Here is a 16030-nt window from a genome sequence, read left to right as displayed (position 1 = left end):
ATTGTAATTTGTTGTTTCTATGTTGAAAGTGTTTCTCTAGCGAAAGCGCTGCTTGGTTTTTCCCGGGGCGCGCCCCATGATTTCCCCATTTGGTGAGAATTGGATAGTTTCGGTGGCGCCTTTGTTGCCATCCTGTTCTTGCTGCCGGGAGAAATACATGCAACTTGCGAATCTGAAAATCTCCATCCGCCTGGGTCTGTTGGGCGCCTTCTTCTTTCTTGCGCTGGTGTTCGTTGGCGCGCGTGGCTGGAGCGCGCTCGACGCGGCCAGTGTGCGCAGCGCGGACGCCATGCAGCGTTCCGTCGCCCTGACGGAGGCGGTCGACGCGGCGCGCAGCGCGCAAGTGGAATTCAAGATCCAGGTGCAGGAATGGAAAAACATCCTGCTGCGCGGCGGCGATGCGGCCGCCTTCCAGCGTTACCGCGATGCGTTTGTCGCCAGCGGCGCGCAGACGCGCAAGGAATTGAAAAGCCTGCAGGCGATGATGGCCGCGCTGCAGCTCGACACGACACCCGTGGAGCATGCGCTGCAGGCGCACGGCGCGTTGGGCGTAAGCTACCTGGCGGCGCTGCAAAAGTTTGATGGCGCGCGCGCCGACAGTGCCCACACTGTCGATGCGCTGGTCAAGGGCATGGACCGTGAACCGACGCGCCAGATCGACGCCATCGTCGCCGCCATCGGCAAGCAGTCGCACGCCCTGATGACGCAGATGAAGGAGCAGGATGCGGCCGCGCACCGCAGCGCCAGCATCGCCATGCTGGCCACCGTGCTGGTGACCCTGGTCGTCGGTACTGTCACCGTGTGGTGGCTGATCCGCAGTATCACGGTGCCGCTGGGCGCTGCCGTCGGCATCGCCCAGCAAGTGGCGGCCGGCGACTTGCGCGCCGTGGTGGCCGATGGCAGCCGCGATGAAATCGGCGACCTGCTGCGCGCCTTGAAAGCGATGAGCGGCAACCTGGCCGCCATCGTGGGACGGGTGCGCACCGGCACGGACGCCATCGCCACGGCGTCCGCTGAAATCGCCAGCGGCAATATGGACCTGTCGTCGCGCACGGAGGAGCAAGCCAGCTCGCTGGAAGAGACGGCCGCCTCGATGATCGAGCTGACGTCCACCGTGCGGCAGAATAACGACAACGCGGACCAGGCGCGCCAGCTGGCCGGCGGCGCGGCCGACGTGGCGCAGCGCGGTGGCGAGGCCGTGGCGCAGGTGGTGCAGACCATGAGCCATATCAATGCCTCGTCCAAGCGCATCGTCGACATCATCGCCGTCATCGACGGCATCGCCTTCCAGACGAATATCCTGGCCCTGAATGCGGCCGTGGAAGCGGCGCGCTCGGGCGAGCAGGGACGCGGCTTTGCCGTCGTGGCGACGGAAGTGCGCAACCTGGCGCAGAGGTCAAGCGCGGCGGCCATGGAAATCAAGCAGTTGATCGGCGCATCCGTGCGCACGGTGGAAGAGGGCAGCGTGCTGGCTGGCCAGGCGGGGCGCACGATGGACGACGTGGTGAGCAGCGTGCAGCGCGTGAACGCCATCATCGGCGAAATCGCCGTAGCCAGCGTGGAGCAGCGCGACGGCATCGAGCAGATCAGTATCGCCATCAGCCAGATGGATGGCGTGACGCAGCAGAACGCGGCCCTGGTGGAGCAGGCTGCCGCCGCCGCGGACGCGCTGCAGCAGCAGGCGGCCAGCCTGGCCGACGCCGTCAGCATCTTCAAGCTGCATGCGGCGCCGGCACTGGCGCCGCATGCGGAACTGAAACCGGGCCGGCTGGCGCTGGCTTAGAACGTGTACTTCGCCGTCAGCACGGCGCTGCGCGGATCGCCGAATGCATTGCCGCTGTCGATGCTGCTGATGGCCTGGTAGTAGCTGCGGTCGAAGACGTTGGTCACGCTCAGGCGCACGTCGAGCTGGCGGTTCACTTGCCAGCCCGCGTTCAGGTCGGCCACCGCGTAGCCGCCCTGGCGGATGGCGCTGTTGGTCTTGTAGATCTGGTTCTGCGCCCGCAGTGCGCCGCCGATGCGCCACGCATCGGACAGGCGATAGCTGGTGGACAGGCGCAACAGGCGGCTGGGGCGCTCGGCCGCATAACGCGCGCCTGCGGCATTGCTGCCCTGTGCCTTGGCGTACTCGGCCGTGTTGTAGGTAAAGCCCGCGCTCATCTGCCAGCGCGGCGTCAACGCGCCGGACACGCTCAGCTCGAATCCATCGCTGCGTACTTCACCGGCCGCCTCGGAGCACGACAGCAGGCCGGGGCCGCACTGCGTCAGCGGCAGCGCTGTCGCCAGGTTCTTTTGCACGATGCGGAACACGGCCGCCGAGGCGTTCAGCGCGCCGCCGAAGTATTCGCCCTTCACGCCCGCTTCCATGTTGATGCCCGTGACGGGATCGAGCAGCACGCCATTCCTGTCGACGGCGCTCTGCGGATTGAAGATGCTGGTCCAGCTGCCGTACAGCGAATGGCGGGTGTCGATGTCGTACACCAGGCCCGCATATGGCGTGACTTCCCGGCTCACCTTGTAGCCAGAGCGTGCACCCGTAAACGTATTGATGGCGCGGTAGTCGTACCAGTCGACGCGGCCTCCCACCAGCAGGGCCAGCGGATCGGCCAGGCTGAAGCGGGCCGTCGTGTAGACGCCCGTCTGTTTCGTCTTGCTGTCCTGGCCATAGTAGAAGGTACCTATTGCCGGTTTCACAGGCGCGCCCGTATCCCAGTTCACGAGGTTGAAGGTGTAGCTGTAGTCGGGCACCGACTTGTAGCCCTTGTCCTCGGTATCGCGCGTGCGGTAGCTGGCGCCGAAGACGATTTCATGGCGGCGGCCCAGCAGGCTGAAAGGACCGGCTGCCTGCGCATCGACAATGCGTTGCTGGCGGTCGTAGACAAAGGCGTTGGCCGCGCTGAGGCGGAACAGATTTGTTTTCGGTACGCGGGCGATGCCCGTGACGACGGAGTCGAGTTCGTCCTGCAGTGCCTGCGCCGCCAGTTTGACCTTCCAGCCGTTGCCCAACCGGTGTTCGAGTTCGGCGAACAGGCGCGTGTTTTTCTTGTTCCAGAAGGTCCAGTCGGGCGCGTTGCTGGCCGAGCGGTCGAGCGGCAGGAAACTGCCATCGAGCGCCGTCGGCAAACCGTACCACGTGGAGCCGGGATTACGCTCGTCGTTGACGTGGAAGCCCACGCTCAGGGTCGTGTCGCGCGACAGGTCGGCATCGGCGGTGGCGTAGAGCAGGGCGCGCTTGTGGCGGTAGTTCGAGATGAACGTGTCGGTATCCTGGTAGGCGGCCACGGCGCGCCCGCGCAGGCTGCCCGCCTGGTTCAGCGCGCCGCGCGCATCGACTTCGCCGCGGTAGTCGTGGTAGCGGCCGATGCTGCCCGTGAGCGACACTTCGTTCTCCGCCGTAGGGCGTTTGCGCACGAAATTCATCGTGCCCGACGGGTTGCCCACGCCATTCATCATGCCGGCCGCGCCGCGCAGGATTTCGACCCGGTCGTACATGGCCAGGGTGGCGAAACCCAGGGTGTCGCCGTCGGCCGACATGGTCAGACCGTCTTCCGTGAAATTGCTGATCGAGAAACCGCGTGAATAAAAGCTGGCGCGCTCGGTGGCGCCCTTGTTCAGGCTCAGACCCGGCGTGATATTGGCGATGTCCTCGACCGAGCGGATATTCATGTCGTCCATTTGCTGGCGTGTGACGACGCTGACCGATTGCGGCGTCTCGCGCACGGACAGGTTCAGGCGTGTGGCCGCGGTCATGCTGCCGCTGGTGTAGGAGCCGCTGCCTTCGGTGGTGGCGGAGGCGGCCTGCGCGTTGACGCGCACTTCGGGCAGATTCTGTTCCTGCTGCTGCGCCTGGCTATGGGCCGGTGCACCCAAGGTGCCGAGAATGGCCGCGGCCATGAGGGTCGGCGCCAATGCGGCGGCCTTTCGCTGTGCGCTGTGGTTTGTCATTGACTGCTCCCGGTGTCGCGATGATGTGGTGGATGAAGCAGGCGGATGCCTGTTTCACAATATGCGTCGCTGGGGGAGTGTTGCGCCTGGCTTGCCTGGCCATGCCGCTGCTGTCCTGGCCTGGGCGCAGGGACTCAGATGAATGGAGTGAATCTCAATAATGAGAATCATTCTCATTTTAGTGCGACGCAGCAATTGTTGCAATAATTGGTGAGATTGTCTGTGGGAGGATTGCAACAGTGATCACGCCTCGCCGTGATTGACACCAGTCAAGCGGCGCCCGATCAGGCAAAAATCGCGCCGAAATTCTTATACTATTTCCTTTCCGCATGGTTCTGCGCCCGGCCGCATGGCGCGCGTTGCAAAGGAAAAGCATGTCTTCCATCTCTTGCCTGACGGGTGACGCATGATGGCGCTGCTGCTGGCGCTGTGCCTGACCCTCGCCGTGATGCTGAGCGTGCTGCTGGCCTGCCAGTGGCAGGCGGCGCGCACGTGGCGCTTGCGCCATACGACGGGCGTGGTGCTGCAGGCGGCGCAGGCGCAACGCATGGCAGAGGCGCTGGCGCTGCTGCACGCATTGCCGGCGGCCGTCGTCGGCACCGACCATGCTGGCGTGGTGCGCTATCTGAATCCTCGCGCCAGCGCCATGGGCGGGCTGCTGGGCGACGATGGCCTGGGCCAGCCCGTGACGCAGCTGCTGCCCCTGTTCCATGACGGCACGCCCGTCGATGCGGCGCGCCAGGTGCGCGATTGCGTGGCGCAGCAGGAAGTGCTGGAAGTGGCGCGCGGCGCCATGCTGCTGCGCCACCTTGACGGCAAGCGCATCGACGTGCAGTACAGCTGCGCGCCGCTGGCGCAGGGCGGCGCGGTGCTGCTGCTGCACGATGTGTCGGCGCGCCGGCGCGCCGAGCAGCAGCTGGAATTCATCGCCCACCACGATGGCTTGACGGGGCTGCCGAACCGGCTGCATTTCCAGATCCGCTTCGAGCACGGCATCGCCTACGCGCGCCGCCACCAGGCATTGCTGGCCGTGCTGTTCGTCGATATCGACCGCTTCAAATCCATTAACGACAGTCTGGGGCACGACGTGGGCGACCAGGTGCTGACGGAGTTCGCGCGCCGGGTGCAGCAGTGCGTGCGCAAGGTCGACACGGTGGCGCGCCAGGGCGGCGACGAATTCATCATCCTGCTGACGGAACTGCGCACGGCGCACGATGCCGAGCGGGTGGCCGAGAAAATCGTCGGCGCCATCGCCGCGCCCTTCGTCATCGGCGAATACAGCCTGTCGGTGGCAGCCAGCGTGGGCGTGGCCCTGTATCCGGACGATGACGACGACGTCAATGCGCTGATCGAAAAGGCCGACCTGGCCATGTATGCGGCCAAGCGCCACGCGCCCGGTACCTGCCTGCGTTACGCGCCGCGCATGCAGACGCAGTCGTATTCGCGCACCATCCTCGAGACGGCCCTGCGCCACGCGCTCGAACGCAACGAGTTCGCGCTGTTCTACCAGCCGCGCATGGACTTGAAGACGCGCACGATCACGGGCGTGAAGGCACTGCTGCGCTGGAAGCACCCGGAGCTGGGCCTGATGATGCCGCTCGATTTCCTGCCGGTGCTGGAAGAAAGCGCCCTGATCCTGCCGGTGGGAGCGTGGGTGATGGCCACGGCGGTGGAACAGGCACGCAGCTGGATTGTGCAGGGGCAGAGGCTGACGGTGTCCGTCAGCCTGTCGGCGCGCCAGTTCTACCAGCGCGATATCGCACGCAATTTCGGCGCCGCGCTGGAGGCGGCCGGCGTGCCGGGCCATTGCATCGAACTGGAAATCGCTGCCGGTATTCTGATCGACCGCAACCAGAACTGCGAACTGATACTGCGCCAGTTCCGCCAGCTGGGCATGGCGATCGCCATCAGCGATTTCGGCACGGGCGACGCTTCGCTCAACTACCTGAAACGCTTTCCCACGGATGCCGTGAAGATTGAAAAGTGTTTTGTCGACGACGTGGGCAAGCCGGGCGGCGACGGCGCCATGGTGCGCGCCATCGTGGCGATGGCGCGCACCTTGGGACTGCGCACCATTGCCGGCGGCGTGGAAAGCGGCGAGCAGCTGGAACTGCTGGCCGAGATGGGCTGCGACGAGGCGTTTGGCTACTATCTGGGCCGCGCCATGGCGCCCGAGGGCATCGAGGCGCTGCTCAAAAGCAGCGAAGCCGTTCAGAACTGATAGCGCAGCGACAGCATGGCGTTGCGCGGATCGCCGTAGTAGCCGCCCATGCCAGTCGAGTAGTACTGCTTGTCGAAGACATTGTTGACGTTCAGGGTCGCCAACAGTTGCTTGCTGACCTGGTACTGCGCCATGAGTCCCGCCACTGCATACGCCTTCTGCGCGAAGCGTTCGCCGTTCGGTCCGCGGTCGTCCGTGTAGATATCGCTCTGCCAGTTCACGCCGCCGCCCAGCACCAGGCCCGGCACACCTTGCCCCAGGCGCCAGGTGGTCCACAGCTTGGCCATGCTTTGCGGCTGGTTGGTCTGGATGCGTGCGCCGGCGGCATTGCGGATGCGGCTATAGGCATAGCTGGCCGTCAGTTGCCAGTCGGGACGCAGCTGGCCCGACACTTCCGCCTCGAAGCCACGCGTGGTGGCACCCTTGACCGTGTGGTAGGCGTAGGAGCCGCCGCCCGTGCCGATGATCCAGACATTGCCAGGATCGGCTTCGGCCAGGTTTTCCTGCTTCAGCTGGAAGAGGGCGGCGCTGGTGGTGAGCTTGCCGCCGAAAAATTCGCCCTTCGCGCCCACTTCGTAGTTCTTGCCTTCCAGCGGCGCCAGGAAGCGGCTGTTGACGTCGCGCTGGCTTTGCGGCGTGAAGATGCTGGTGTAGCTGGCGTAGGCCGACCAGTGCCGGCCCAGGTCGTAGACCAGGCCCGCATACGGCGTGATCTTGCCGTTTTCGCGCATGGCGTCATACAGGTCCGTGCCGTTGAAAAAATCGCTGCGAATGTCGCGCTTCCAGTACGACAGGCGCGCGCCCAAAATCACCGACAGCGCGTCCGTCGGGCGCAGGCGCAAGGTCGAATACAGGCCGCTTTCGCGCTCCTTGTCGTACGCGCTGCCCCGGCGCGTGCCGCTGTAGTCGGGCACCGGCATGGCGCCGTTCCAGGCGTGAATATCCGGCACCGTATGGTCATAGCCATCGAGGCGCCAGTTCGGATAGAGGGGGCTATTCGTCTTCAGTTCCGAAGCGCTCACGCCCAGCACCAGTTCGTGCTGGCGGCCGAAGGCCTGGAACGGGCCGCTGACGTAGGCATCGAGCGAGGTCTGTTGCGGCTTGCTGTGCCAGTTGGCCAGCCACAGCCGCATGCCGCCGCCCGTCACGCGGTCCGGGTAGCCATTGCCGGAAAAACCCTGCAAGGCGTCGTACTGGTTGCTGCTGCGGCTGATGGCCACCCTGGCGATCCAGTCGTTGTCGAAATAGTGGTCGAGCGTGGCGAACAGCATGCTCTGTTCGCGCTCATACGTGCTCCACGCCGCCGTGCCGTTCATCGAGCGGGGAAAATGGGTTTGCGAGCCGTCGGCGTAGAACATGGGGAATTCGCGGCCCGCGCCCTTGAGCTTTTCCTGCTGGTAGTTGATGCCGGCGCCGAGCACCGTCGATGGCGTCAGGTCCGCTTCGACGATGGTGTACAGCACGTCCTTTTTCTGCTGGTAGCGGTCGATGAACGAGCGCTGGTCTTCATGCGCTGCGACGAGGCGCGCACGCACCTTGCCGTCCGCCGTCAAGGGCGTCGAGACATCGCCTTCGATGCGGTAGCGGTCCCACGAACCGAGCTGCGCGCCGGCCGTGGCGGCAAAGCTGCGGCCCGGACGTTTGCGCACCAGGTTGACGGCGGCCGACGGGCTGCCCGTGCCGCTGATCAGGCCAGTGGCGCCGCGGATGATTTCGACGCGATCGTAGATCGCCATGTCGTAGGTGCGCGCTTCCAGGCTCTTGCTGGTCGGGATGCCGTCGAACATGTACGAGGTGACTTCGAAGCCGCGTGAAAACACCTGGTCGTATTCGCGCGTGCTCGAGGAATGGTCGACCGTGATGCCGGGCGCCTGCACCAGCACGTCCTGCAAGGTGCGCAAGCCCTGGTCCTCGATCTGCTGGCGCGTGATGACGCTGACGGCTTGCGGTGTTTCGCGCAGCGACAGGTTCAGGCGCGTGGCGCTGGTCAGGCCCGCGTAGCCGCGCTTGCCTTCCGTGGTGCCGTCGCGCAGGGCGCTGGAACTGACGGCCACTTCGCCCAAGGTCGCGGCAATCGGCGCGGCGGGCGATGCCGTGCCTGCCTTGCGCAGCACGTAGCTGCGTTCCCCGCTGGGCAGTGCGTCGAGGCCCGTGCCTGCCAGCAGGCGGGCCAGCGCCTGCGGCACCGTGTAGCTGCCACTCAAGCCCGGCGTGCGCACGCCTTGCAGCAGTTCGGCCGCCGCGCCCACGCTCACCTTGGCCTCGATGGCAAAGCCGGCGATGGCGGCGGACAGGTCGCCCGCCGGCACGTGGAAGGCCGTTTGCGCGGTGGCTGGCACGGTGGCATCGGCGGCCATGGCCGGCGCCTGCGACAGCGACAGCAGGATCACGGCGCTGCCGATGGCGCGCGCGAGGGGAGTCAAACGGGGTGGTTGCATGGTCTGGCCTTTCCGGTAAGTGTCGTTGTAATACCGTCAGGACAGGTCACGGCGAAAAAAAGGGCCAATTCTTAATCATTATTTTTTGCGGGCCGCGATGGTGACCCAGTACGAGGAGCGGTACAGCATGTCGACGGGCAGCATGCGCGCCAGACTGTCCAGCACGGCGTCCGTGTCGTCGAGCTGGAAGGCGCCCGTCAGGCGCAAGCCTGCCACTTGCGGTTCCACGCGCAGCAGGCCGGGGCGATAGCGTGACAGCTCGAAGGCGAAGGCATCGAGGCGCATGTCCTGCGCCGCCAGCATGCCGCGCGTCCACGCATCGGCTTGCAGCGGCGCCGGCGTGGGCAGGCCGGCGTGGCTGGCGTCGAAGCGGCTTTGCTGTCCCGCCATGAGCGTGCGGACGGTGGCCGACGGCGCGCGCGGCGTGATTTCCACCGCGTCTTCGAGTACCGTCACGCGGCTGCTGTCGTCGTCGACGCGCACGGTAAAGCGCGTGCCCAGGGCGCGGATGCGGCCATGGCAGGTGGCGACGATGAAAGGGCGGCTGCCTGCATGATCGGGGCGCGTCTGCACCAGCACTTCGCCGCGGCGCAGGGTCAGCAGCCGTTCACCGGCGCCATACGCCACATCGACGGCGCTGTCCGTGTTGAGTACCAGGATGCCGCCATCGGGCAAGGACACCTCGCGCCGCTGGCCCACGCCGCTGCGGTAATCGGCCAGCATCTCGTGGCGCACCAGCAGCCAGGCGGCGGGCGCCGCCATCAGCGCCAGCAGCACTTGCACGGCCATGCGGCGCTGCGGCCGGCGCAGCACGGGCACGGCCAGCTCCGGCGGCAGCAAATTCGCCGTCTGGCTCACCTGCTGCACCCTGTTCCAGGCGCGCGCATGTTCCGGGTGACGTGCGCGCCAGTGTGCGCTGGCGGCCAGGTCGTCCGGCGTGGCCTGGCCCGACTGCTCCAGTAAATACCATTCGACGGCCTGGCGCGCCACCTTGCGCGACAGCGGAGGAGATGGCGAAGCGGCCGCGCTCATGCCGGCAAATCCTGCGCCAGCAGCACGCATTCGGTCAGCGCCTCGGCCATGTAGCGCTTCACGGAGCGTTCGCCGATGCCCAGCTGCGCGGCGATGTCCGCATAGGCATGGCCTTCGATCTGCGCCAGGATGAAGACGGCGCGCACCTTCGGTTTCAGGCCGTCGAGCATGGCATCGACCGCTTGCAGCGCCTGCAGGATTTCCGCGCGCTGCTCGGTCGATGGCACATGCTGTTCGGGCAGGGCGGCCAGCGCGGCCAGCCACGCGCGTTCCAGCGACTGGCGCCGCAAGTGGTTGATCAGCAGATGTTTGGCGACGGTCGCCAGGTAAGCCTTGGGCGCGCGCAGGGCCGGCGTTTGCGGCTGCATGGGCGCGCCGGCCAGCAGGCGCGCGAAGGTGTCCTGCATCAGGTCGGCCGCCTCGGCGGCATTGCCCAGGCGCCGTTGCAGCCAGTGCACCAGCCAGCCGTGGTGTGCGCGGTAATGGCTTTCCAGCTGCGTGGACAGCAGGGGTGGCAGGGCCATGATCGTTACCGTACTGCCAGCGCGACGGCGGCCAGCACGGATGCCACGCCAATGACGCGCGCCAGGCGCATGGCCTGGTGCGGCGCATACGGCAGCAGCCAGATCAGCAGCAAGCCGCAGCCCGTCAGGCTGCCGACCCAGTAGACGAGGCCGTAGCCGCCGCCGGTGATGTGCATGGCCCAGGCCAGGCCGGCCGCCAGCGCCAGCCAGCCGGACCACTGCAGGCGGCGGCGCAGCGGCGCGGGCGGTTCGGCGCCGCGTCCGTGCAGGTCGGCGTAATGGCGGTCCATCGCCAGGCACAGCGAGGACAGGCCCGCATAGCACAGCGCGAAGACGAGGAAATTGGCTAACAGTTCCATCACGCGGCCTCCATCGTGGTTGCCGGCTTGGCCGGTGCTGCCTTGGCCGCCTTTACGGGCAGCGGTTTCAATTTGTACGCCGCATACGCAAGACCGAGGCCCAGCACCAGCACCACCAGGTCGAAAGCGGCTACCGCCACGGGGCCGCGGCCCAGGAACAGGGTCACGCCCAGGTGCGAATTGGTCGTGAAGACGTTCAGCACGGGCAGCGACGCCAGCAGGAAGGCGCCGGCGGCCAGCTGCATGCGCCACATGGCGCGCGAGGGGCGCAGCTGGGCGATGATGGCGGCCAGGGCCCAGGCGCCGAAGAAGCAGGCGATTTCCTCTTTTGGCCGGTCTTCCATCGTCACCGACAGCAGGCGGTTGGCCCAGAAGTAGGCGCCGAAGGCGATCGGAATGCCGGCGATGGCGCCGATGTTGAGCGCTTCGACCAGGCGCAGGCCGAAGCTGGCGCGCTTGCCGGCGGCCAGCGCCTTGGCTTGCTTCTGGCGCGTCTTGACGGCCCACAGCAGGGCGCCCGTGGCGACCATGGCGCAGCCGGCCAGACCGGAAAGGAAGAACAGGGCGCGCAGCAGCGGGCCGCCGAAATGCGCGACGTGCAGTCCAACCATCACGCCTTGCGTGGCGGCCGCGCCGGGCTGTGCCTCGCCGTCGCTCGACAATAGCTTGCCGGACACGCCATCGAATTCCATCGACGGCTGCTTCGACGACATGTCGCGTCCGCCGGCGCGCGTCAGCGAAATGGTGGCGTTGGCGTCGCCCGGGTGATTGACGGAGATGCGCTCGACCTTGCCGCCGCCCCAGTGCTGTTCCGCCTGGCGCACGAGGGGCGCCAGCGACGTCAGCGGCGCGGCCACGCCGGCCGGCTTGCTGTCGCCCGAGCGGCCGGGGAAGGCTTCGGCAAAGAAGGCATCCTGGTCGCCCTTGTAGGCGGCCGTGACGCCGGAAGGCATGTACAGGAACATCAGGGTGACGAGGCCCGTGTAGGTGATCATGATGTGGTAGGGCAGGGCCAGCACAGCCGTCACGTTGTGCGCGTCCAGCCACGAGCGCTGGCCTTTTTTCGGCCGGAAGGTAAACAGGTCCTTGAAGATGCGCTTGTGCGTGACGATGCCGCTGATGATGGAAACGAACATGAACATGGCGCAGAAACCCACGATCCAGCGAGCCCAGATGGCCGGCATGTAGTGCAGGTCGAAATGCAGGCGGTAGAGGAATTCGCCGCCCCGCGTCTCGCGCGGCTTCGATAGCACCTCGCCCGTGGCCGGGTCGGCTTTTTCGCTATGAAAATTGCCGCGCCGTCCGCGTTTCTTTTCGCCGGGTTGCGCCGGTTTGCTCCAGCCCAGCTGGGTAGCGGGATTGCGCTCGCCGGGCAGGCTGATGAACCAGCGCGTGGCGCCCGTGGCCCGCTCTTCCATCGCTTGTTGCGCGACCTTGGCCGCCACTTCCGTCGACACCTGGCTGGTGGCGGCGCCGTGCAGTTCGGGCTGCATCCACAGGGTGATTTCATTGCGGTAGTAGCTGGCCGTGCCGGCGCAAAACACCAGCAGCAAGATCCAGCAGACGAGCAGACCGGACCAGGTGTGCAGCCATGCCATCGACTGGCGGAAACCTTCTTTCATGCGAGACTCCAGGATAGTGCGTCCATCCACTGCAGGATGGCGGCGATGACGGCGGCCGGCATCAGAAGGCCCAGCCAGGCGCGCAGGGCGTTGCGCGTGGCGAAGACCCACATCACGGCGCAGGTATAGATGGCAAACGACAGAAGGGTGGCCGTCATGACGGCTTCGGAGCGGGCCATGGGCAGGCTCACCGACAGCAGCATGGTGACCAGCGCGGCCAGCACGTAGCCGCCAACGATGGCCGCCACGCTGCGCGACGCCACGCCGAGGCGGTAGATCGCGCCGGCGGACAGGCGCAGGCGCGCGATTTTAATGATGGCTGGCGCTGGCATGGTCAGTCGTGATCCTTGCTCGGTGGCAGGGCCGGACCGGCCGGCAGCGGCGTCACGCCTTGCGGCTGCACCAGGCTCAGGGTCGTCACGAACATGGCCTTGTCATAGGCTTGCGTGCCGCGCTGACCAGCCGTCTTGTCCGTGTGCTGCACTTCCAGCACATAGGTGCCTTTCCATGGCAGCGGGAAGCTGACCAGGCCTTGCGCATCGCTCCACGCTTCCTTGCCCCAGCCCGACTGCACCACGGCGTTGACCTTGGCTTGCGCCAGCGGCTTGCCCTGGTAGCTGACCTGGAACTGGCCCGCTTTGCCGGTCGGCACGAGGTCCAGGGTCAGCGCGGGCGTTTGCGCCTTGCCGTCGGCGACCAGGCGCGCGGCCGGGACCCACACGGTGCGCGTGGCCTTGCCATCCTTTTTCTCTTCCCACGACGGGTAGTTGTCTTCCTCGACGATGATGCTTTCGCCGGCACCCACCTTGCCATTCAGGATGAAGGCGCCGGCCGTCTTGCTCGCCTGCAGCGGTTGCGCGCCCTTGGCGGACACCCACGTCACGTTCCTGATGCTGAACTTGTCCAGCAGGCCGGGCGACGCTTCGCGCAGGTTGTCGCCGAATTCGCCGAAGTACACGCTGGCCGCCTTGCCGTCCTGCTGCAGCCAGATCTGGTGCGCACTGGCCGTGCCGGAAACGAGGGCCGCGCCCAGCAGGGCTGTGGCGAGGGCGCCGAGGCGCGCGATGGAAGTGAGGTGCATGGTGTATGCCTTAGTTTGTGGTGAGAAACGTGGTTGTCGCAGCGGTGCAACATACCGGAAAGTGGCGGCGGCAGCGCCGGCCAGCGAACCTGCTCGCGCCATGAAACTACCTTTTTGCGTTATTGATACGGGAAGGCTTGCTTGGCAGGGATGCCTGGCTGGCGCAGCGTGTCATCCAGCTGCGCATCAGCCACGCCGTCCTGGCCGGTCGATGGCGGGCGGGAATGCGGGATGCGGACTCCGAACGGAATCCAAATGTGAATGAGAACTATTCTTATTATAGTGTGAGGTTGCGAGACATGCAAGAGTGCGATGTTGTAAACGAGCACGGCCACCGTACTGACGCGGTGGCCGTGCAAGCGCGCAAGCGCAGGCGTTACAGCTGGCCGCGCAGGGTCAGCATGGCATTGCGTGGTTCGCCATAGAAGTTGGAGCCATAAGCGGCCCACACGCGCGTGTAGTATTTTTTGTCGAACAGGTTGTTCACCGTCAGCGACAGCTCCAGCTTGGGACTGAGGCGGTAGCCAGCCTGCAAGCCCACCGTGGTGACGGGTCCCTGCTCGAATTTCACGGGGCCGTTCAGGCGGTACATGCTGCTGACGCTGCGCAAGCCGCCGCCCACGCTGACTTTATCGAGCGCGCCGGCCAGCCGGTAATTGGTCCACAGATTGAAATTATGGCGTGGCGCGATGAAGGTGTACAGCTGGGCCTTCTGCTCATCGCTGCCTTCGAGGGTGCGTGTGCTGGTGTAGGAGTAGCCGCTCGTGATGTTCCAGCCCGGCAGGGGGCTGCCGCTCAGCTCGGCTTCCACGCCCTGGTTGCGCATCTTGCCGGCGCCGATGGAAAACAGCGGGTTGGCCGGATCGGGCATGGCGCGGTTCTCGTCTTCCATGCGGAACAGGGCCGCATGCGCATTGACGTTCTTGTCGAACAGTTCCGCCTTCAATCCCAGCTCGAATTGCTGGCCCGTGCGCGGCTTCAGGGGCTGGCCAGCAGCGTCCGTGGTGATCTGGGGCGAGAAGATGCGCGTGTAGCTGCCGTAGGCCGAGACCTGCTTGTCGAGTTCATAGACCAGGCCCGCATACGGCGTGAATTTCGCATTGATGGTGTTGCTGACATCGGTGAACTGGTTGAAATAGGCATTGCGGTTGACGGTATGGTTGTTCCGGTGCGTCAGGCGCCCGCCCAGGTTGACGGCGAGCCGGTCCGTCGCTTGCAGGCGGGTGCGCGCGTACAGGCCGAACTGCTTGGTGCGGTTGTCGTTGCCGTTGGAAAAGGTGTAGCTGGGCCGGGCGATATTGTTATCCGGGTGGAAGATATTGATCGGCGCAGTGTCGCCGCCACCATACTGGAAATTCTTGTGCACCTGGCGGTAGTCGGCGCCCACGATCAGGTCGTGGCTGCGACCGAACGCCTGGAACGGCGTCGCCAGCCAGGCATCGAGTCCTTGCGTCTTCCAGTGGCTGCGGTAGGTCCAGCTGATCAGGCAGCTCTCGCCCGTGACAGGGTCTGCCGAACAATCGGGCCAGCCGAAATGGCGCGATGGTTCGTCCTGTTCGCGGTACAGGGCGGTCACCTTGAACTGGCCGCCGTTGTCCAGTTTGTGATCGAGTTCGGCAAAATATTCCGTAACTTTTTCCGTGATGTGGTTCCAGGCCGGGTCCAGGTACGTGGAGCGGGGCACGTCGAGCAGGCGCCCGTCTTCATAGGCGGGCAGGCCGAAGGCGGGACGGCCCTTGTATTCCTGATAGGTGACGCCGCCCGTCAGCACGGTGCCCGGCGCCACATCGACGGCAACGGTGCCGTACAGCAGCGGTTTTTCCGCATACACATGATCGACGAAGGAGCGCCGGTGTTCGTAGGCGGCCACCAGGCGGCCGCGCACCTTGCCGTCCGCGCTCAAGGGGCCCGTGACGTCCGCTTCCGCATAGTAGCGGTCCCAGGAACCTGCGCTGAGCACGCCGCTGGCGGTGTAGGTGTCGCGCGCCCGCTTGCGCACCAGGTTGATGCTGCCGCCCGGGTCGCCCGCGCCCTGGAACAGGCCGTCCGGTCCGCGCAGCACTTCCACCCGGTCATAGATGGCCAGGCCGAAGCCGGCCGACAGGTCGTTGCCCGTGCTGGCCGGTGTCATCACGCCATCGACCTGTACCGAGTCCAGCGCATGGCCGCGCGAATAAAAATTGCCGTGGTTGCCGCCCGTGCTGCTCGCTTCGACGGTGATGCCCGTCACGCCGCGCATGGCGTCGTCCAGGTTCAGCAAATTCTGGTCGTTCAGTTGCTGGCGCGTCAGTACGGAGACGGACTGGGGAATCTCGCGCAGGCTTTGCCGGCCCTTGCCGATGCTCACTGCCTGTGCCGCATACGACTTCGTCAGCTCGGTATCCGTCGTCGCCTCCTGGCGCGCGCTGACGGTGATTTCCGCCAGGGTCGCCACCTTGCCCGTGGTGGCGGGCGCCGGGCGGATGATGACGCTGTTGCCGTCGATGGCAGCTGCCAGGCCGCTGCCGGCCAGCAGGCGTTCCAGGCTCTCGGCCACGCTGAGCGTGCCGCTGACGGCGGGCGCCGTCTTGCCGGCCACCAGTCCCGGTGCAAACAGCAGTTGCAAATTGGCTTGCCGCGCCAGCTCATTCAGGGCTTGCCCCAGAGGCTGGGCGGCGATGGCTAGTTTGACGGATGACAAGGTTTGCGCGTGTGCCAAGGGGATGCTGCCCAGGGCCAGCATGGCGGCCAGGGCGAAGGGGGCGGGTGTCAGATTGAGGCGGGGGGACCACATGTTGCATTTCTCCAGGTTAATTTATTGTCGATTAA

The 16030-nt window shown here is 65.9% G+C and carries 11 protein-coding genes; 2 read left to right on the top strand and 9 right to left on the bottom strand.

The features are described from left to right. Positions 1 to 157: 157 nt before the first annotated feature. Complete coding sequence (locus AC3IQ7_RS24750) at positions 158 to 1783, top strand: methyl-accepting chemotaxis protein (RefSeq protein WP_489207567.1); 1626 nt, start codon at positions 158 to 160, stop codon at positions 1781 to 1783. Here the strand turns inward: AC3IQ7_RS24750 and AC3IQ7_RS24745 are convergent. Further along, the gene (locus AC3IQ7_RS24745; protein WP_489207566.1) at positions 1780 to 3945 is read right to left on the bottom strand and encodes a TonB-dependent siderophore receptor; all 2166 of its coding nucleotides are present in this window, start codon (positions 3943 to 3945) and stop codon (positions 1780 to 1782) included. The genes AC3IQ7_RS24750 and AC3IQ7_RS24745 overlap by 4 nt on opposite strands. A 406-nt stretch (positions 3946 to 4351) precedes the next feature. Here AC3IQ7_RS24745 and AC3IQ7_RS24740 point away from each other — a divergent pair, with 406 nt between their 5' ends. Continuing rightward, positions 4352 to 6166, top strand: a complete 1815-nt coding sequence (locus AC3IQ7_RS24740; protein WP_489207565.1) for a putative bifunctional diguanylate cyclase/phosphodiesterase — start codon at positions 4352 to 4354, stop codon at positions 6164 to 6166. Here AC3IQ7_RS24740 and AC3IQ7_RS24735 read toward each other — a convergent pair. From AC3IQ7_RS24735 to AC3IQ7_RS24700, 8 genes are all read right to left on the bottom strand, one after another. Beyond that, positions 6157 to 8604 carry a TonB-dependent siderophore receptor gene (locus AC3IQ7_RS24735; RefSeq protein WP_489207564.1) on the bottom strand — a complete coding sequence of 816 codons (2448 nt, stop codon included), beginning with the start codon at positions 8602 to 8604 and terminating at the stop codon, positions 6157 to 6159. The two genes, AC3IQ7_RS24740 and AC3IQ7_RS24735, sit on opposite strands and share 10 nt — an antisense overlap. A 78-nt stretch (positions 8605 to 8682) precedes the next feature. Next, positions 8683 to 9636 carry a FecR domain-containing protein gene (locus tag AC3IQ7_RS24730; RefSeq protein ID WP_489207563.1) on the bottom strand — a complete coding sequence of 318 codons (954 nt, stop codon included), beginning with the start codon at positions 9634 to 9636 and terminating at the stop codon, positions 8683 to 8685. Next, entirely contained in the window at positions 9633 to 10160 is a 528-nt protein-coding gene (locus AC3IQ7_RS24725; RefSeq protein ID WP_489207562.1) for a sigma-70 family RNA polymerase sigma factor, read from the bottom strand. The genes AC3IQ7_RS24730 and AC3IQ7_RS24725 overlap by 4 nt, the downstream gene beginning before the upstream one ends. A 5-nt stretch (positions 10161 to 10165) precedes the next feature. Then, positions 10166 to 10519, bottom strand: a complete 354-nt coding sequence (locus AC3IQ7_RS24720) for a DUF3325 domain-containing protein (protein WP_489210518.1) — start codon at positions 10517 to 10519, stop codon at positions 10166 to 10168. Next, positions 10519 to 12141: a PepSY-associated TM helix domain-containing protein gene (locus AC3IQ7_RS24715; RefSeq protein WP_489207561.1), complete on the bottom strand. Its 1623-nt coding sequence runs from the start codon at positions 12139 to 12141 to the stop codon at positions 10519 to 10521. The genes AC3IQ7_RS24720 and AC3IQ7_RS24715 overlap by 1 nt, the downstream gene beginning before the upstream one ends. After that, positions 12138 to 12473 (bottom strand): DUF3649 domain-containing protein, encoded by a 336-nt coding sequence (locus AC3IQ7_RS24710; protein WP_489207560.1) that lies wholly within the window; start codon positions 12471 to 12473, stop codon positions 12138 to 12140. Before AC3IQ7_RS24710 ends, AC3IQ7_RS24715 begins: the two co-directional genes overlap by 4 nt. Before the next feature lie 2 nt (positions 12474 to 12475). Continuing rightward, a complete protein-coding gene (locus AC3IQ7_RS24705) occupies positions 12476 to 13222 on the bottom strand; it encodes a DUF4198 domain-containing protein (protein WP_489207559.1) in 747 nt (248 codons plus the stop codon). 376 nt (positions 13223 to 13598) lie between these two features. Next, complete coding sequence (locus AC3IQ7_RS24700; RefSeq protein ID WP_322426312.1) at positions 13599 to 15995, bottom strand: TonB-dependent siderophore receptor; 2397 nt, start codon at positions 15993 to 15995, stop codon at positions 13599 to 13601. Positions 15996 to 16030 lie beyond the last annotated feature (35 nt).

Source organism: Janthinobacterium sp. GL_088 (genome assembly GCF_057837845.1).
The sequence above is the reverse complement of the archived record's forward strand: the minus strand, read 5'-3'. Positions and strand labels throughout refer to the sequence as shown.